The sequence below is a fragment of the Streptomyces luteolifulvus genome, from assembly GCF_008806595.1.
Lineage (GTDB): Bacteria > Actinomycetota > Actinomycetes > Streptomycetales > Streptomycetaceae > Streptomyces > Streptomyces luteolifulvus.
On sequence record NZ_VZRB01000013.1, the window covers coordinates 124,064 to 141,305 of the forward strand.

Here is a 17,242-nt window from a genome sequence, read left to right on the forward strand (position 1 = left end):
GTTGATCGTGCCCGGCGCGGCGAACACGGAACCGCCCGGAGCGGGGTGATGAGCATGAGGACGCATCCGCGCTCCGGATCGCTGCATTCCGTCAGGGCCGGGGGCTCAGTGGCACAGCCGCGCCTCGTGCTCCGCGTGCCCGACCGGCTCCAGCTGGAAGGTGCAGTGCTCCACGTCGAAGTGGTCGCCGAGGCAGCCCTGCAGCTCATGAAGCATCTTCTCGTGACCGATCGCGTTCAGGACGTCGGAGCGGACCACCACATGGGCCGACAGGACCGGCATCCCGGAGGTGATGGTCCAGGCGTGCAGATCGTGGACGTCCTCGACGCCGTCCAGGGCGAGGACATGGGCCCGCACCTCCGCCATGTCGACGTCCTTGGGGGCCGCCTCCAGCAGTACGTCGAGGGTCTCGCGCAGCAGCTTCAAGGTGCGCGGCACGATCATCAGGCCGATGACCAGGGAGGCGATCGGGTCGGCGGCCTGCCAGCCGGTGGTGAGGATCACCGCCGCCGAGATCAGCACCGCGACCGAGCCCAGCGCGTCCGCGGCGACCTCAAGGAACGCGCCTCGCACGTTCAGGCTGTCCCTCTGGCCGCGCATCAGCAGAGTGAGCGAGACCATGTTCGCGACCAGGCCGATCGCGCCGAAGACGAGCATCAGCCCGCCCTCGGTGGGTGCCGGCGTCACGAACCGCTGGACCGCCTCGACCAGCACATAGCCGCCGACCCCGAGCAGCAGCAGACAGTTGGCGAGCGCGGCGAGGATCTCGGCGCGGGCCAGGCCGAAGGTGCGGTTCCCGGTCGGCGGCCGGTTCGCGAAGTGGATCGCCAGCAGCGCCATACCCAGGCCCAGGGCGTCCGTCGCCATGTGCGCGGCGTCCGCGACGAGCGCGAGCGAGTCGGCGACCACACCGCCGACGATCTCGACCACCATGACGCCGAGCGTGATCGACAGCGCGACCCGCAGCCGGCCGCGGTATGCCGCAGCCGCCGTACCGCCGGCCGGTGCGCCGTGCGCATGACCGTGATCGTGCCCTGCACCCATGAAAACTGCCCTCCTGTGGTGCGCCCGGGATCACAGTGAACTACGGGTGGGGGGTATTGGGCAACGCGGCACTGAACACCGTTGTCATATGCCCTGACCTGCGGAAACGATCTGCAGGTCAGGGCGGGTGCGGGGGAGGGGGAGGCAGCGGCTCAGCCGCCGTGGTGCAGCTGCCAGCCCTGCCAGGCCGACTCGACCATCTCGCGTACGTCGCGCCGGGCACGCCAGCCGAGCTCCTCGGCGGCCCGGGCGGCCGAGGCGACCGCGCGCGGCGCGTCCCCGGGGCGGCGGGCCTCCACCACGGCCGGACGGCGGTCCCCGGTGACCTCGCCGATCAGGGTGACCATCTCGCGCACCGAGACGCCCTCGCCGCGGCCGATGTTCACCGTCAGGTCGCCCCGCACCCCGTCCCCGGCCAGCCGCCGGGCCGCCGCCAGATGGGCTTCGGCCAGGTCGGCGACATGGATGTAGTCACGTATGCAGGTGCCGTCCGGCGTCGGATGGTCGGCCCCGAAGATCCGCGGGGCGTCGTCGCGGGTGAGCCGGTCGAAGACCATCGGCACGATGTTGAACACGCCCGTGTCGGCCAGCTCCGGCGCCGCCGCGCCCGCCACGTTGAAGTAGCGCAGGCACACGGTCGCGATCCCGTGAGCCCGGCCGGCCGCCCGCACCAGCCACTCCCCGGCGAGCTTGGTCTCACCGTACGGATTCACCGGGGCACAGGGCGTGTCCTCCGTGATGGGATCCACATCAGGATTGCCGTAGACGGCGGCCGACGAGGAGAAGAGGAACCGTGTGATCCCGGCCTCGGCGACCGCCTCCAGCAGCGTGCCCAGCCCGCCGACGTTCTCCCTGTAGTAGCGCGTCGGCCCGGCGACGGACTCGGCGACCTGCTTGCGCGCCGCGAGGTGCACCACACCGGTCACGGTGTGCTCGGCGAAGACCCGTTTGAGCAGGGCGCCGTCGAGCGAGGAGCCGTGCACGAGCGGGATGTGTGCCGGCAGCCTCGCGGGGACTCCCGCCGACAGGTCGTCCAGCACGAGCGCCTGCTCCCCGGCGTCGGTCATGGCCCGCGCCACATGGGCCCCGATGTACCCGGCACCGCCGGTGATCAGCCACGTCATGACCGCTCACCCTATGCCGCTCGGGCGGGGCGCGACGCGCTGTCCGGGATGCCCCTTCTGTGCGTGCGGTTTGTGGGCCGGGCCCGGGATCCCCGATGATGATCGCGGCAAAGACCTGTTCAAACCACGTCGATCGGGACGTGAAACGGGCGGTGAACGCGGGCTTCCGGGCATCCGATAGCCTCTGCCGACATGCCGCCCGGGTGCCGCAGGCAAGGCGCCCCATCATGCACACGCGACCGGCGCGGAGGCGTCGGCACCCAGGGAGTGAGTTCGGTTGTCGACCGCCATCCTCACCGGTCAGCCGGTCCCCGGATCGTCGATCGAGGGCGATCTGCGGTCCCTCGGCTTCGATGTGCGCGTCGCCGCCGACGCCGCCGACGCCGAGACGCTTCTCGCCGGGGTACCCGCGGACCAGCGGGTCGCTGTGATCGACGCCCGCTTCGTGGGCCACCTGCACGCCTTGCGTCTCGGCCTGACCGACCCCCGCTTCCCGCTCGCCGCGGTGCCGGGCGCGATGACGGCCCAGCCCGGGGGCAGGCAGGCCCTGACCCGTGCGCTGGCCCGGGAGAACTCGGCCGGCGGCGGTACGGCCGTCGCCGTCGACAGCCTCCCCGACCGGATCGTCACCGCCCTGGACGCCGACGGCGCCGGCGTGCACCGTCCCGAGCTGGGCAGCCTGGTCGCCGCCGTCCCCGCCGACCCGCAGACCCGCAACGAGGCACGGCAGGCCGTCGCCGCCGTCGACGACGAGGCGATACGCCTCAAGTCGGCCGTCAAGGCCCGCGACGGGTTCTTCACCACGTTCTTCATCAGCCCGTACTCCCGCTACATCGCCCGCTGGTGCGCCCGCCGCGGACTGACCCCCAACCAGGTCACCACCGCGTCGCTGCTCACCGCGCTGATCGCGGCGGGCTGCGCGGCCACCGGCACCCGCGGCGGCTTTGTGGCGGCCGGTGTCCTGCTGATCGCCTCCTTCGTCCTGGACTGCACGGACGGACAGCTCGCCCGCTACTCCCTGCAGTACTCGACCTTGGGTGCCTGGCTGGACGCCACCTTCGACCGGGCCAAGGAGTACGCCTTCTACGCGGGCCTCGCCCTGGGAGCCGCCCGGGGCGGCGACGACGTATGGGCCCTCGCGCTCGGCGCGATGATCCTGCAGACGTGCCGGCATGTCGTGGACTTCTCCTTCAACGAGGCGAACCACGACGCGACCGCCAACACCAGCCCGACCGCCGCCCTCTCCGACAAGCTCGACAGCGTCGGCTGGACGGTCTGGGTCCGCCGCATGATCGTCCTGCCGATCGGTGAACGCTGGGCGATGATCGCCGTCCTGACGGCGGTCACCACCCCCCGCATCACCTTCTACGCGCTGCTCATCGGCTGCGCCTTCGCGGCGACGTACACCGCGGCGGGCCGCGTACTGCGGTCGCTGACCCGGAAGGCGAGCCGCACGGACCGGGCGGCACAGGCGCTGGCGGATCTCGCGGACAACGGCCCGCTCGCCGGGTTCGTGGCGAAGCGGCGCAGTCCGAACACCCGCTTCTACCCGAGCTCCCCGCTGCTGCTGGCCGTGATCGGCGCTGCGATCCTCGCCTCGGCCGTCCCCTCCGGCGAGCCCTGGGCGGCGGTCGCGGGCGCGGCCGTCTACGTCGTCTGCTCGGGGCTGGCCCTGTCCCAGCCCCTCAAGGGCGCCCTCGACTGGCTGGTCCCGCCGCTGTTCCGCGCCGCCGAGTACGGCACCGTCCTGGTGCTGGCGGCCCACGCGGACGTGAACGGAGCCCTTCCTGCGGCTTTCGGACTGGTGGCGGCCGTCGCCTACCATCACTACGACACGGTGTACCGCATCCGCGGCAACGCCGGAGCGCCTCCGGCCTGGCTGGTGCGCGCCATCGGGGGGCAGGAGGGGCGGACGCTGCTCGTCACCGTCCTTGCCGCGGTGCTCACCGCCTCGCAGTTCACGGTCGCGCTCACGGTCCTCGCCGTGGCCGTCGCCCTCGTGGTGCTCGTCGAGAGCATCCGCTTCTGGGTGGCCTCTCATCTGAGGGGTGCGCCCGCCGTACACGATGAAGGAGAACCCGCATGATCGGCCTCGTGCTGGCGGCCGGCGCCGGACGGCGTCTGCGCCCCTACACCGACAGCCTGCCCAAGGCGCTGGTGCCGGTGGGGCCCGCGGGCATAGAGGACAGCATCACGGTGCTCGACCTCACCCTCGGCAACTTCGCCGAGATCGGGCTGACCGAGGTCGCGGTCATCGTCGGCTACCGCAAGGAGGCCGTGTACGAGCGCAAGGCGGCGCTGGAGGCGAAGTACGGCCTCAAGCTCACCCTCATCGACAACGACAAGGCCGAGGAGTGGAACAACGCTTACTCCTTGTGGTGCGGCCGTGACGCCCTCAAGGACGGGGTGATCCTCGCCAACGGCGACACCGTCCACCCGGTCTCCGTCGAGAAGACGCTGCTCGCCGCCCGCGGCGACGGCAAGAAGATCATCCTCGCCCTCGACACCGTGAAGTCCCTCGCGGACGAGGAGATGAAGGTCGTCGTCGACCCCGGGAAGGGCATGACGAAGATCACCAAGCTGATGGACCCGTCCGAGGCCACCGGCGAGTACATCGGCGTCACCCTCATCGAGGGCGACGCCGCCCCCGAACTGGCCGACGCGCTCAAGACCGTGTGGGAGACCGACCCGCAGCAGTTCTACGAGCACGGCTACCAGGAACTCGTCAACCGCGGCTTCCGTATCGACGTGGCGCCGATCGGCGACGTCAAGTGGGTCGAGATCGACAACCATGACGATCTCGCCAAGGGACGGGAGATCGCGTGCCGGTACTGACGCGGCTGATTCCCTCGCCGGTCGTCGTGGACATCCGCCCGGGTGCCCTGGACGACCTGGCCTCCGTGCTCGCCGACGAGCGCGTCTCGCACTCCGGCAAGCTCGCCGTCGCCGTGAGCGGCGGCTCGGGGGCAAGGCTGCGCGAGCGGCTCGCCCCCTCGCTGCCCGGCGCCGGCTGGTACGAGGTCGGCGGCGGCACCCTCGACGACGCGATCCGGCTGGCCGGCGACATAAAGGCCGGCCGCTACGACGCCGTCGTGGGCCTCGGCGGCGGCAAGATCATCGACTGCGCCAAGTTCGCCGCGGCCCGCGTCGGCCTTCCGCTGGTCGCCGTACCGACGAACCTCGCGCACGACGGCCTGTGCTCGCCGGTCGCCACCCTCGACAACGACGCGGGGCGCGGCTCGTACGGCGTGCCGAACCCGATCGCCGTCGTCATCGACCTCGACGTCATCCGCGAGGCGCCGGTGCGCTTCGTGCGCGCGGGCATCGGCGACGCCGTCTCCAACATCTCCGCGATCGCGGACTGGGAGCTCGCCCACCGCGTCAAGGGCGAGAAGATCGACGGGCTCGCCGCGGCGATGGCCCGCCAGGCCGGCGAGGCCGTGCTGCGCCACCCCGGCGGGATCGGGGACAACGACTTCCTCCAGGTGCTCGCCGAGGCGCTGGTCCTCAGCGGTATCGCCATGTCGGTGTCGGGCGACTCACGGCCCTCCTCCGGCGCCTGCCACGAGATCAACCACGCCTTCGACCTGCTGTACCCCAAGCGCGCCGCAGCCCACGGCGAGCAGTGCGGCCTCGGCGCGGCCTTCGCGATGTATCTGCGCGGGGCGCACGAGGAGTCGGCGTACATGGCCGAGGTGCTGCGCCGGCACGGACTGCCGGTGCTGCCGGAGGAGATCGGCTTCACGCACGACGAGTTCGTCCGGGTCGTGGAGTTCGCCCCGCAGACCCGGCCCGGCCGCTACACGATCCTGGAACACCTCGACCTCAAGACCGAACAGATCAAGGACATCTACGCCGACTATGTCAAGGCCATCAGTAGCTGAACTCCGACCGGTCGTCCACCCCCCGGGGGTGAAGGACCGGCGCAGCGGTGAGCACTGGATGGGACGCCTCTATATGCGCGAGGTGTCCCTGCGGGTCGACCGCTACCTGGTGAACACCAGGGTCACACCCAACCAGCTCACGTACCTGATGACCGTCTGCGGCGTCCTCGCGGCCCCGGCCCTGCTGGTGCCGGGGGTCGCGGGCGCCGTGCTCGGTGTGCTGATGGTCCAGCTCTACCTCCTGCTCGACTGTGTCGACGGCGAGATCGCGCGCTGGAAGCAGCAGTACTCGCTCAGCGGGGTGTACCTCGACCGCGTCGGCGCCTATCTGACCGACGCGGCGGTGCTCGTCGGCTTCGGTCTGCGCGCCGCCGACCTGTGGGGCAGCGGCCGTATCGACTGGCTCTGGGCCTTCCTCGGCACCCTGGCCGCGCTGGGCGCGATCCTGATCAAGGCCGAGACCGACCTCGTCGGCGTCGCCCGGCACCAGGGCGGGATGCCGCCGGTCAAGGAGGCGGCGTCCGAGCCGCGCTCGTCCGGCATGGCGCTGGCCCGCAGGGCGGCCGCCGCGCTGAAGTTCCACCGGCTGGTGCTCGGGATCGAGGCCTCCCTGCTGATCCTCGTCCTGGCCGTCCTGGACCAGATGCGGGGCGACCTGTTCTTCACCCGGCTCGGCGTCGCGGTGCTGGCGGGCATCGCGCTCCTGCAGACCGTCCTCCACCTCGTCTCCATCCTTGCGTCCAGCAGGCTGAGGTGAGCGACGTGGCTTCCTCGCTCAAGGCCGGCGCCGTCATCATCACGATGGGCAACCGCCCCGACGAGCTGCGCGCGCTGCTCGACTCGATCGCCAAGCAGGACGGTGACGCCGTCGAGGTCGTCGTCGTCGGGAACGGCTCGCCCGTCCCCGACGTCCCCGAGGGCATACGGACCCTGGAGCTCCCCGAGAACCTCGGCATCCCGGGCGGCCGCAACGTGGGCATCGAGGCCTTCGGCCCCGGCGGCCGTGACGTGGACCTCCTGCTCTTCCTGGACGACGACGGCCTCCTCGCGCACCACGACACCGCCCAGCTGTGCCGCGAGGCCTTCGAGGCCGACCCGGAACTCGGCATCATCAGCTTCCGCATCGCCGACCCGGACACCGGCGTCACCCAGCGCCGTCACGTCCCGCGGCTGCGTGCCTCCGACCCGATGCGCTCCTCCCGGGTCACCACCTTCCTCGGTGGCGCCAACGCCGTCCGTACGAAGGTCTTCGCCGAGGTCGGCGGACTTCCTGACGAGTTCTTCTACGCACACGAGGAGACCGACCTCGCGTGGCGGGCCCTCGACGCGGGCTGGATGATCGACTACCGGTCCGAGATGGTGCTGTACCACCCGACGACCGCGCCCTCCCGGCACGCGGTCTACCACCGCATGGTCGCCCGCAACCGCGTCTGGCTCGCCCGCCGCAACCTCCCTGTCCCCCTGATCCCGGTCTACCTGGGCGTCTGGCTGCTGCTGACCCTGCTGCGCCGCCCCTCGCGCTCCGCACTGAAGGCGTGGTTCGGCGGATTCCGGGAAGGCTGGACCACGTCGTGCGGGCCGCGCCGGCCCATGAAGTGGCGTACGGTGTGGCGCCTGACGCGACTGGGCCGGCCCCCCGTCATCTGACAAGCTCGTTCCGGAGAGCAACGGGGCCGTACCGAGCCCCCAGGCTCATGCCAGGCCAACCCGGGCTGCGCATCTCGAAGACGAAAGTTTCCACCAGTGAGTGAGACAACGCACGACGGCAGGGTCGCGGTGAGCGTGCCCGCGTCGCCCGACGAGGGCCTCACGGCGGCACAGCTCGCCGACAAGTACGGGCTGACCGTGAGCGGCGCCCGGCCTTCACTCGTCGAGTACGTCCGTCAGCTCTGGGACCGGCGTCACTTCATCCTCGCCTTCTCGCGGGCGAAGCTGACCGCCCAGTACAGCCAGGCGAAGCTCGGCCAGCTGTGGCAGGTGGCCACGCCGCTGCTGAACGCGACCGTGTACTTCTTCATCTTCGGCGTCATCCTGAACGCCAGCCGCGGCATGCCGAAGGAGGTGTACATCCCCTTCCTGGTCACGGGCGTGTTCGTGTTCACCTTCACGCAGAGCTCGGTGATGGCCGGTGTACGCGCGATCTCCGGCAACCTCGGTCTGGTCCGCGCCCTGCACTTCCCGCGCGCCTCGCTGCCGGTCTCGTTCGCGATGCAGCAGCTCCAGCAGCTGCTGGCCTCGATGATCGTGCTGTTCGCCGTGGTGATCGGCTTCGGCAGCTACCCCAGCCTGTCCTGGCTGCTGATCCTTCCCACCCTCGGCCTGCAGTTCCTCTTCAACACCGGCCTCGCGCTGATCATGGCCCGGGCCGGCGCGAAGACCCCGGACCTGGCGCAGCTCATGCCGTTCGTCATGCGGACGTGGATGTACGCGTCCGGTGTGATGTTCTCCATCCCGATCATGCTCGCCGACAAGCCGCAGTGGGTGGCGGACGTCCTCCAGTGGAATCCCGCGGCGATCTACATGGACCTGATGCGCTTCGCCCTGATCGACGGCTACGGCTCCGAGAACCTGCCGGACCACGTGTGGGCGGTCGCGGTCGGCTGGGCCGTCCTGTTCGCGGTCGGCGGCTTCGTGTACTTCTGGAAGGCGGAGGAGAGGTACGGCCGTGGCTGAGGACACCAACGAGCGGCGGATCCCCACCGTCATCGCGGACGAGCTGCACATCGTCTACCGCGTCAACGGCGCCAAGACCGGCAAGGGCAGCGCCACCGCCGCCCTCAGCCGCATCCTCCGGCGGGGCGAGGAGCGCGGGGTGCGCAAGGTGCACGCCGTCAAGGGCGTCTCCTTCATCGCGTACCGCGGCGAGGCCATCGGCCTGATCGGCTCCAACGGTTCCGGCAAGTCGACCCTGCTGCGCGCCATCGCGGGCCTGCTCCCCGCCGAGGAGGGCAGGGTCTACACCAACGGCCAGCCCTCGCTGCTCGGCGTCAACGCGGCCCTGATGAACGACCTCACCGGCGAGCGGAACGTCATATTGGGCGGGCTCGCCATGGGGATGTCCCGGGAGCAGATCAGGGAGCGCTACCAGCAGATCGTCGACTTCTCAGGCATCAACGAGAAGGGCGACTTCATCACCCTGCCGATGCGCACCTACTCCTCCGGCATGGCGGCCCGCCTGCGCTTCTCCATCGCCGCGGCCAAGGACCACGACGTGCTGATGATCGACGAGGCCCTGGCGACCGGCGACCGCAAGTTCCAAAAGCGCTCCGAGGCGCGCATCCGGGAACTGCGCAAGGAGGCCGGCACGGTGTTTCTGGTCAGCCACAACAACAAGTCGATCCGTGACACCTGCGACCGCGTGCTGTGGCTGGAACGCGGCGAACTCCGCATGGACGGCCCCACCGACGAGGTGCTCAAGGAGTACGAGAAGTTCACGGGGAAGTAACCCGTTTTGTCCAGGGCCCCGCCGGAACTGACCGGTGGGGCCCTGCGTCTGCAAAGGAAACGTCAACTCCGGCCGCCCTTAGGAATCTTGACGGCAATCGGTGTGTTGTTGTGATGTGCAGGACACCCGGGCGAACGATATTGCGTTGTACAACGTAAGCTGTACCGGTGCCGAAAGGCGGCAAGTGGGGCGATAATACGCGACATCCTCAGCCGGGCCGCCGCCCGGACGGCCGGGCGGCGTGTCCGAAATAGTGTGTATTGGGTCGGCGGTGTAGAACGGGAGATGTGACGGCGATGGCTACGGAAACTCCCCAGCTCACCACAGCAGGTGCCGTCCCCGCCCCGGGCGGTCCGCGGTGACGGGAACCGGCACGCCGCGCGCCGCCGATCCGGAGCGCGGCACACTCGACAAGGCCGCGGCGGAGAACTTCCCCGTGGCCCCCTTCTTCCTGCCCCGGGCCTGGCGGACCGACCTGATCGCGGTGTACGGCTTCGCCCGCCTCGTCGACGACATCGGCGACGGCGACCTTGCCCCCGGCGGCGCCGACGCCCGTCTGCTGGGCGTGTCGCCCGAGGAGGCCGACGACCGGCTGCTGCTGCTCGACGCCTTCGAGACCGATCTGCGCCGGGTCTTCGACTCGACACCGCGCCACCCGCTGCTGCGCCGCCTCCAGCCGGCCGTCCGCCGGTGTTCGCTGACCCCCGAGCCCTTCCTCGGCCTGATCGCCGCCAACCGCCAGGACCAGCTCGTCGGCCGCTACGAGACCTACGACGACCTCCTCGCGTACTGCGAACTGTCCGCCAACCCCGTCGGCCGCCTGGTGCTCTGCGTCACCGGCACGTCGACCCCCGAGCGGATCCGCCTCTCCGACGCGATCTGCACCGCCCTGCAGATCGTGGAGCACCTCCAGGACGTGGCCGAGGACCTCGGCCGCGACCGTATCTACCTGCCCGCCGAGGACATGAAGCGCTTTCACGTCCAGGAAGCGGATCTCGCCACGAAAACCGCGGGTGCATCGGTGCGCGCACTGGTCGCGTACGAAGCGGAACGCGCCCGCGATCTCCTGAATGAAGGCGCCCCCTTGGTGGGTAGCGTCCACGGCAGGCTGAGGCTGCTGCTCGCAGGATTCGTGGCGGGGGGAAGGGCGGCGATCCGGGCGATTGCCGCCGCCGAATACGACGTACTTCCCGGCCCGCCCAAGCCCGGCAAGATCCAGTTGCTGCGTGAGGTGGGCGTGACTCTGCGAGGAGAGGGGTGATCCGGACCGTGGAGTCGGAACAACACGTGTCCGCACCGGTACTCGCCGCCTACAGCTACTGCGAGGCCGTCACCGGACAGCAGGCCCGTAACTTCGCCTACGGCATCAGACTGCTGCCGTCGCCCAAGCGCCGCGCGATGTCGGCGCTGTACGCGTTCTCGCGGCGCGTCGACGACATCGGTGACGGCGCGCTGGCCGACGACGTCAAGATCGCGAGGCTCGAGGACACCCGGGGGCTGCTCACCAGGGTCCGGGAGGGCGCGGTCGACGAGGACGACATCGACCCGGTCGCGGTGGCCCTCGCACACGCCGCCGGCACCTTCCCGATCCCGCTCGGCGGCCTCGACGAGCTGATCGACGGCGTGCTGATGGACGTACGCGGCGAGACCTACGAGACCTGGGACGACCTGAAGGTGTACTGCCGCTGTGTGGCCGGCGCCATCGGGCGGCTCTCGCTCGGTGTGTTCGGCACCGAACCGGGGGCGCGCGGCGCCGAGCGCGCACCGGAGTACGCCGACACGCTCGGGCTCGCGCTCCAGCTCACCAACATCCTCCGGGACGTCCGCGAGGACGCCGAGGGCGGGCGCACCTATCTGCCCGCCGACGACCTCGCCAAGTTCGGCTGCTCGGCCGGGTTCAAGGGGCCGAAACCACCGGAGGGCTCCGACTTCGCGGGCCTCGTGCACTTCGAAGTGCGACGGGCCCGCGCCCTTTTCGCCGAGGGCTACCGGCTGCTCCCCATGCTCGACCGGCGCAGCGGCGCCTGCGTCGCCGCCATGGCCGGCATCTACCGCCGGCTGCTCGACCGCATCGAGCGCGACCCGGAGGCCGTGCTGCGCGGCCGGGTGTCGCTGCCCGGACGCGAGAAGGCGTACGTCGCCGTGCGCGGCCTGTCGGGTCTGGACACCCGGCATGTCACCCGGCGGACCGTCAGGAGGCGCACCTGATGGACAATCCGCTCCCCGTGCCCCGAGAGGCAACCTTTGACGGGCAAACGTTGCCTGCCGGGGCACCAGGTGATGCCACCGGCGAGAAGCGGCACGCAACCCTCCGGCTCCGGGCGGCGTCCCTGACTGCAACGGCCTGCCGTGCACCGTTCAACCAGCACGACGGGCGCGTCGGGGAGGGTGCACGATGAGTGACGCCACGCGGTCCGCGGGACCGCCCGGGGGCCGTCCGGCGGGCGCCGTGCGGGACGCCGTCGTGGTCGGCGGCGGGCTCGCCGGCATCACCGCCGCGCTCGCGCTCGCCGACGCCGGAGTGCGCGTGACGCTGCTCGAAGGCCGGCCGCGCCTGGGCGGACTCGCCTTCTCCTTCCAGCGCGGCGAACTGACCGTCGACAACGGCCAGCATGTGTACCTGCGGTGCTGCACCGCCTACCGCTGGTTCCTCGACCGGATCGACGGGACGGCTCTGGCACCCCTGCAGGATCGTCTCGACGTGCCCGTACTCGACATCGCACGGCCCGCTGGGCAGCGGCTCGGCAGGCTGCGGCGCGACGCGCTGCCCGTGCCCCTGCATCTGGGGCGCAGCCTCGCCACGTATCCGCATCTCTCGCTCGCCGAGCGGGCCCGGGTGGGGCGTGCCGCGCTCGCGCTCAAGGGGCTCGACCTCGCCGATCCGACCCTGGACGCACAGGACTTCGGCAGCTGGCTGACCGCGCACGGTCAGTCGGCGCGTGCCGTCGAGGCCCTGTGGGACCTGGTCGGGGTCGCCACCCTCAACGCGTTCGCGGGCGACGCCTCGCTGGGGCTCGCCGCGATGGTGTTCAAGACCGGTCTGCTGTCCGACCCGGGCGCGGCCGACATCGGCTGGGCGCATGTGCCGCTGGGCGAACTGCACGACCGGCTCGCCCGCAAGGCGCTCGACTCCACGGGCGTGCGTACCGAGGTCCGTTCACGCGTCACCTCCGTCTCTGTAAACGAGAACGGCAGGTGGAACGTTCAGGTTCCCGGGGAGACGTTGCCGGCCGACGCGGTCGTCCTCGCCGTACCGCAGCGCGAGGCCCACGACCTGCTGCCCCCCGGCGCGCTCGACGATCCCGGGCGGCTGCTGAGGATGGGCACGGCGCCGATCCTCAACCTTCATGTGGTCTACGACCGCAAGGTGCTGCACAAACCGTTCTTCGCCGCCCTCGGCACCCCGGTGCAGTGGGTCTTCGACCGGACCGGCGCCTCCGGACTGCGGGACGGCCAGTACCTGGCGCTGTCGCAGTCGGCCGCGCAGGACGAGATCGACGAACCCGTCGCCGCGCTGCGCGAGCGCTATCTGCCCGAGCTGGAGCGGCTGCTGCCCGCCTCACGGGGCGCCGAAGTGCGGGACTTCTTCGTGACCAGGGAGCGCACGGCGACGTTCGCTCCGACCCCCGGCGTCGGCAGACTCAGGCCCGGCGCCCGCACCAAGGCCCCCGGCCTGTACCTGGCCGGAGCGTGGACCGCCACAGGGTGGCCCGCGACCATGGAGAGTGCGGTCCGCAGCGGGGTGAGCGCGGCGGACGCCGCACTCGCCGCCCTGGGCCGGCCCCGCCCCCGTCATCTCTTCGAGTTCGAGGAGGCGGCTTGATGCTCGATCAGCATGAGGCAGGTCCCCGCACCCCCGGTACCGCAACAAGAGGAGAGACTGTGCCCACTGTGCCCCCGGCCTCGACGGCCGCTCGAGAGACCGCGGTGGACGTGACCGCGCTCCTGGAGCGCGGCCGGACCCTGGCCACACCGGTACTGCGGGCGGCCATCGACCGCCTGGCACCTCCCATGGACACGGTCGCCGCCTACCACTTCGGCTGGATCGACGCCGACGGCAACCCCGCGGACGGCGACGGCGGCAAGGCCGTACGTCCCGCCCTCGCGGTGCTCTCCGCCGAGGTCACCGGCGCCGGACCCGAGGTGGGCATCCCCGGGGCGGTCGCCGTCGAGCTGGTCCACAACTTCTCGCTGCTGCACGACGACCTGATGGACGGCGACGAACAGCGCCGCCACCGCGACACGGTCTGGAAGGTGCACGGCCCCGCGCAGGCGATCCTGGTCGGTGACGCCCTGTTCGCCCTGGCCAACGAGGTTCTGCTGGAACTCGGCTCGGTCGAGGCCGGACGGGCGACCCGCCGTCTGACCACCGCCTCCCGCGCCCTGATCGACGGCCAGGCGCAGGACATCTCCTACGAGCACCGCGACCGCGTCAGCGTCGAGGAGTGCCTGGAGATGGAGGGCAACAAGACCGGCGCGCTGCTCGCCTGCGCCAGCTCCATCGGCGCCGTGCTCGGCGGCGCGGACGACCGCACCGCCGACACACTGGAGAAGTACGGCTACCACCTCGGCCTCGCCTTCCAGGCCGTCGACGACCTCCTCGGCATCTGGGGCGACCCGGTGTCCACCGGCAAGCAGACCTGGAGCGATCTGCGCCAGCGCAAGAAGTCCCTGCCGGTCGTGGCCGCGCTCGCGGCGGGCGGCCCCGCCTCCGAGCGGCTCGGCGAGATGCTCGCCGCCGACGCCAAGAGCAGCGACTTCGAGAACTTCTCCGAGCAGGAGTTCGCGGCCCGCGCCGCCCTCATCGAGGAGGCGGGCGGCCGCGAGTGGACGGCCGAGGAGGCGCGCCGCCAGCACACCGTCGCCGTCGAGGCCCTCGACGCCATCGACATGCCCGACCGGGTACGGGCGCGGTTCGCGGCGCTCGCCGACTTCGTCGTCGTACGAAAGAGATGATCACTATCGGTCGAACAGCCCTCGCGTAGTCGCCGGCCGGTGCCCCGGGCGCACGAGCACCGGCCGACGGCGGACCCACAGCAGCACGACTTGCACGACTGCACGAAGGGGAAGCCATGACAGCGACGACCGACGGAAGCACCGGGGCCCTGCCGCCCCGAGCTGCCGCGGCCAGCGACACCGACACCGACACCCCCGTGGCGGCCGGGGTGCACGAAGCCGCCGCGCGCGCGGCGCAACGCGCCACCGACTTCCTGCTCTCCCGGCAGGACGACGAGGGCTGGTGGAAGGGCGACCTCGAGACCAACGTCACCATGGACGCCGAGGACCTGCTGCTCCGTCAGTTCCTGGGCATCCTCGACGAGGCGACGAGCCACGCCGCCGGACTCTTCATCCGGGGCGAGCAGCGCGAGGACGGCACCTGGGCCACGTTCTACGGCGGACCCGGCGAACTCTCCGCCACCATCGAAGCCTATGTCGCCCTGCGGCTGGCCGGGGACGCCCCGGACGCGCCGCACATGGCGAGGGCTTCCGCCTGGATCCGCGAGCAGGGCGGCATCGCCGCCGCCCGGGTCTTCACCCGGATCTGGCTGGCGCTGTTCGGCTGGTGGAAGTGGGAGGACCTGCCCGAACTCCCCCCGGAGCTCATCTACTTCCCTACCTGGGTACCTCTCAACATCTACGACTTCGGGTGCTGGGCCCGGCAGACCATCGTCCCGCTGACGATCGTCTCCGCGAAGCGCCCGGTACGGCCCGCGCCCTTCGCGCTCGACGAGCTGCACACCGACCCTGACCGCCCCGGCCCGCCCAAGCCCCTTGCTCCGGCGGCGAGTTGGGACGGCGCATTCCAGCGGCTCGACAAGGCGCTGCACGCCCTGCGCAAGGTCGCACCGCGCTCGCTGCGCAGGGCCGCCATGAACAGCGCCGCCCGCTGGATCATCGAGCGGCAGGAGAACGACGGCTGCTGGGGCGGTATCCAGCCGCCCGCCGTGTACTCGATCATCGCGCTGCACCTGGTCGGCTACGACCTCCAGCACCCGGTGATGCGCTCGGGGCTGGAGTCCCTGGACCGTTTCGCCGTGTGGCGCGAGGACGGCGCCCGGATGATCGAGGCCTGCCAGTCGCCCGTGTGGGACACCTGTCTTGCCACCATCGCGCTGGTCGACGCGGGGGTGCCCGCGGATCACCCGCAGATCGTGAAGGCCGCCGACTGGATGCTCGGCGAGGAGATCGTCCGGCCCGGTGACTGGGCGGTCAAGCGGCCCGGACTGCCACCCGGCGGCTGGGCGTTCGAGTTCCACAACGACAACTACCCCGACATCGACGACACCGCCGAGGTCGTCCTCGCGCTGCGCCGTGTGCGCCACCACGACCCGGAGCGGGTGGAGCGGGCGATCGGGCGCGGGGTGCGCTGGAACCTCGGGATGCAGTCCAGGAACGGCGGGTGGGGCGCCTTCGACGTCGACAACACCAGCCCGTTCCCCAACCGGCTGCCGTTCTGCGACTTCGGCGAGGTCATCGACCCGCCGTCCGCCGACGTCACCGCGCACGTCGTGGAGATGCTGGCCGTCGAAGGGCTCTCCAAGGACCCGCGCACCCGGCGCGGCATCCAGTGGCTGCTGTCCGAACAGGAGCCGGACGGCTCGTGGTTCGGGCGCTGGGGCGTCAACTACATCTATGGCACCGGGTCGGTGGTACCCGCGCTGACCGCGGCCGGCCTTCCCGCCGCACACCCCGCGATCGTGCGGGCCGTGGCCTGGCTGGAGTCGGTCCAGAACGACGACGGCGGCTGGGGCGAGGACCTGCGCTCCTACAAGTACGTCAAGGAGTGGAGCGGCCGCGGCGCCTCGACCGCCTCACAGACGGCCTGGGCGCTGATGGCGCTGCTGGCCGCGGGGGAGAAGGACTCCAAGGCGGTCGAGCGCGGTGTCGAATGGCTCGCCGCCACCCAGCGGGAGGACGGCTCCTGGGACGAGCCGTACTTCACCGGCACCGGGTTCCCCTGGGACTTCTCCATCAACTACCACCTCTACCGGCAGGTGTTCCCGCTCACCGCACTCGGCCGGTACGTCAACGGGGAGCCCTTCGCGAAGAAGCCGCTCGCCGGGGCCGAGGGGGGCTGATGAGCACCCGGCCCGCCCCGGCCCCGCTGCTGATCGCCTGCGCGCTCGGCATCGAGCACCTCGCCTTGCGCCTGAGCGAGCGCCGGGGAGCCGAACCGGACACATGGGCCGCCGGCGGGCCCGTCACCGTCCTGCGTACCGGCATGGGGCCCAAGGCGGCCGAGCGCTCGGTCACCCGGCTGCTCGCCGGCCCCGCGCTCGCCGGGGCCGCCGTGCTCGCCACCGGGTTCTGCGCGGGACTGGCCCCCGGGATGCACCCCGGTGACCTGGTCGTCGCCGAGGAGACCCGGGACCCGCGCGGGAACGTCCCGTGCGTGGGCACCGAGCTGCTCGTGAAGGAACTGGTGCGTGCCGTGCCCGGGCGCACTGTCCACACCGGGCCGCTGACCGGCTCCGATCACGTCGTGCGCGGCCCGGAACGCTCCGAGCTGCTGGCGACCGGTGCGATCGCGGTCGACATGGAGTCGGCGGCGACGCTGCTGAGCGCCCTGCGCACGGGCGAGCGCCCGGTTGCGGCCGTCCGGGTGGTGGTGGACGCTCCAGAACATGAACTTGTACGAATCGGCACGGTGCGCGGTGGAATATCAGCTTTCCGTGTCCTTCGTTCCATTCTTCCCGCGTTCTTTGAATGGCACCGTTCTTTGCTGCTCCCCAGGAGGTGAGCCA

Annotated in this window: 16 protein-coding genes; 14 read left to right on the forward strand and 2 right to left on the reverse strand. The window is 71.1% G+C overall.

The window, feature by feature from the left end:
* Positions 1–105: 105 nt before the first annotated feature.
* Together F7R91_RS20340 and galE are read right to left on the reverse strand one after the other, a co-directional pair.
* On the reverse strand, positions 106–1,044 hold the full coding sequence (locus tag F7R91_RS20340) for a cation diffusion facilitator family transporter (RefSeq protein ID WP_150950495.1): 939 nt from the start codon (positions 1,042–1,044) through the stop codon (positions 106–108).
* Positions 1,045–1,196: 152 nt separating this feature from the next.
* Positions 1,197–2,168: a UDP-glucose 4-epimerase GalE gene (gene galE / locus F7R91_RS20345; RefSeq protein ID WP_150950496.1), complete on the reverse strand. Its 972-nt coding sequence runs from the start codon at positions 2,166–2,168 to the stop codon at positions 1,197–1,199.
* 277 nt (positions 2,169–2,445) lie between these two features.
* On the opposite strand from galE, the gene F7R91_RS20350 reads away from it, so the two are divergent.
* From F7R91_RS20350 to F7R91_RS20410, 14 genes are all read left to right on the forward strand, one after another.
* Positions 2,446–4,254: a DUF5941 domain-containing protein gene (locus F7R91_RS20350; RefSeq protein ID WP_150950497.1), complete on the forward strand. Its 1,809-nt coding sequence runs from the start codon at positions 2,446–2,448 to the stop codon at positions 4,252–4,254.
* Entirely contained in the window at positions 4,251–5,003 is a 753-nt protein-coding gene (locus tag F7R91_RS20355) for a phosphocholine cytidylyltransferase family protein (protein WP_150950498.1), read from the forward strand. Before F7R91_RS20350 ends, F7R91_RS20355 begins: the two co-directional genes overlap by 4 nt.
* A complete protein-coding gene (locus F7R91_RS20360; RefSeq protein ID WP_150950499.1) occupies positions 4,991–6,052 on the forward strand; it encodes an iron-containing alcohol dehydrogenase family protein in 1,062 nt (353 codons plus the stop codon). Before F7R91_RS20355 ends, F7R91_RS20360 begins: the two co-directional genes overlap by 13 nt.
* Positions 6,030–6,809 carry a CDP-alcohol phosphatidyltransferase family protein gene (locus F7R91_RS20365; RefSeq protein WP_150950500.1) on the forward strand — a complete coding sequence of 260 codons (780 nt, stop codon included), beginning with the start codon at positions 6,030–6,032 and terminating at the stop codon, positions 6,807–6,809. The genes F7R91_RS20360 and F7R91_RS20365 overlap by 23 nt, the downstream gene beginning before the upstream one ends.
* A gap of 44 nt (positions 6,810–6,853) precedes the next feature.
* On the forward strand, positions 6,854–7,699 hold the full coding sequence (locus F7R91_RS20370; RefSeq protein WP_408056048.1) for a glycosyltransferase family 2 protein: 846 nt from the start codon (positions 6,854–6,856) through the stop codon (positions 7,697–7,699).
* A 96-nt stretch (positions 7,700–7,795) separates the two neighbouring features.
* The gene (locus F7R91_RS20375) at positions 7,796–8,725 is read left to right on the forward strand and encodes an ABC transporter permease (RefSeq protein WP_150950502.1); all 930 of its coding nucleotides are present in this window, start codon (positions 7,796–7,798) and stop codon (positions 8,723–8,725) included.
* Entirely contained in the window at positions 8,718–9,497 is a 780-nt protein-coding gene (locus F7R91_RS20380) for an ABC transporter ATP-binding protein (protein ID WP_150950503.1), read from the forward strand. The genes F7R91_RS20375 and F7R91_RS20380 overlap by 8 nt, the downstream gene beginning before the upstream one ends.
* A 358-nt stretch (positions 9,498–9,855) precedes the next feature.
* Entirely contained in the window at positions 9,856–10,758 is a 903-nt protein-coding gene (gene hpnC, locus F7R91_RS20385) for a squalene synthase HpnC (protein WP_150950504.1), read from the forward strand.
* Complete coding sequence (hpnD, locus tag F7R91_RS20390; protein ID WP_150950505.1) at positions 10,755–11,705, forward strand: presqualene diphosphate synthase HpnD; 951 nt, start codon at positions 10,755–10,757, stop codon at positions 11,703–11,705. The genes hpnC and hpnD overlap by 4 nt, the downstream gene beginning before the upstream one ends.
* A complete protein-coding gene (locus F7R91_RS44270; RefSeq protein ID WP_225320705.1) occupies positions 11,705–11,896 on the forward strand; it encodes a DUF6380 family protein in 192 nt (63 codons plus the stop codon). The genes hpnD and F7R91_RS44270 overlap by 1 nt, the downstream gene beginning before the upstream one ends.
* A complete protein-coding gene (hpnE, locus tag F7R91_RS20395; protein WP_150950506.1) occupies positions 11,893–13,320 on the forward strand; it encodes a hydroxysqualene dehydroxylase HpnE in 1,428 nt (475 codons plus the stop codon). Before F7R91_RS44270 ends, hpnE begins: the two co-directional genes overlap by 4 nt.
* Positions 13,321–13,388: 68 nt before the next feature.
* On the forward strand, positions 13,389–14,453 hold the full coding sequence (locus F7R91_RS20400) for a polyprenyl synthetase family protein (RefSeq protein WP_191971569.1): 1,065 nt from the start codon (positions 13,389–13,391) through the stop codon (positions 14,451–14,453).
* Positions 14,454–14,569: 116 nt separating this feature from the next.
* On the forward strand, positions 14,570–16,576 hold the full coding sequence (shc, locus tag F7R91_RS20405) for a squalene--hopene cyclase (RefSeq protein WP_150950508.1): 2,007 nt from the start codon (positions 14,570–14,572) through the stop codon (positions 16,574–16,576).
* Entirely contained in the window at positions 16,576–17,238 is a 663-nt protein-coding gene (locus tag F7R91_RS20410) for a phosphorylase family protein (protein ID WP_150950509.1), read from the forward strand. Before shc ends, F7R91_RS20410 begins: the two co-directional genes overlap by 1 nt.
* Positions 17,239–17,242 lie beyond the last annotated feature (4 nt).

Excerpts from the sequence above, each read along its gene's own strand:
- F7R91_RS20410 (WP_150950509.1), top strand. The coding sequence starts at position 16,576 with ATGAGCACCCGGCCCGCCCCGGCCCCGCTGCTGATCGCCTGCGCGCTC.
- F7R91_RS20370 (WP_408056048.1), top strand. The coding sequence starts at position 6,854 with ATGGGCAACCGCCCCGACGAGCTGCGCGCGCTGCTCGACTCGATCGCC.
- F7R91_RS20340 (WP_150950495.1), bottom strand. The coding sequence starts at position 1,044 with ATGGGTGCAGGGCACGATCACGGTCATGCGCACGGCGCACCGGCCGGC.
- galE (WP_150950496.1), bottom strand. The coding sequence starts at position 2,168 with ATGACGTGGCTGATCACCGGCGGTGCCGGGTACATCGGGGCCCATGTG.
- F7R91_RS20355 (WP_150950498.1), top strand. The coding sequence starts at position 4,251 with ATGATCGGCCTCGTGCTGGCGGCCGGCGCCGGACGGCGTCTGCGCCCC.
- F7R91_RS20365 (WP_150950500.1), top strand. The coding sequence starts at position 6,030 with ATGTCAAGGCCATCAGTAGCTGAACTCCGACCGGTCGTCCACCCCCCG.
- hpnE (WP_150950506.1), top strand. The coding sequence starts at position 11,893 with ATGAGTGACGCCACGCGGTCCGCGGGACCGCCCGGGGGCCGTCCGGCG.
- shc (WP_150950508.1), top strand. The coding sequence starts at position 14,570 with ATGACAGCGACGACCGACGGAAGCACCGGGGCCCTGCCGCCCCGAGCT.
- F7R91_RS44270 (WP_225320705.1), top strand. The coding sequence starts at position 11,705 with ATGGACAATCCGCTCCCCGTGCCCCGAGAGGCAACCTTTGACGGGCAA.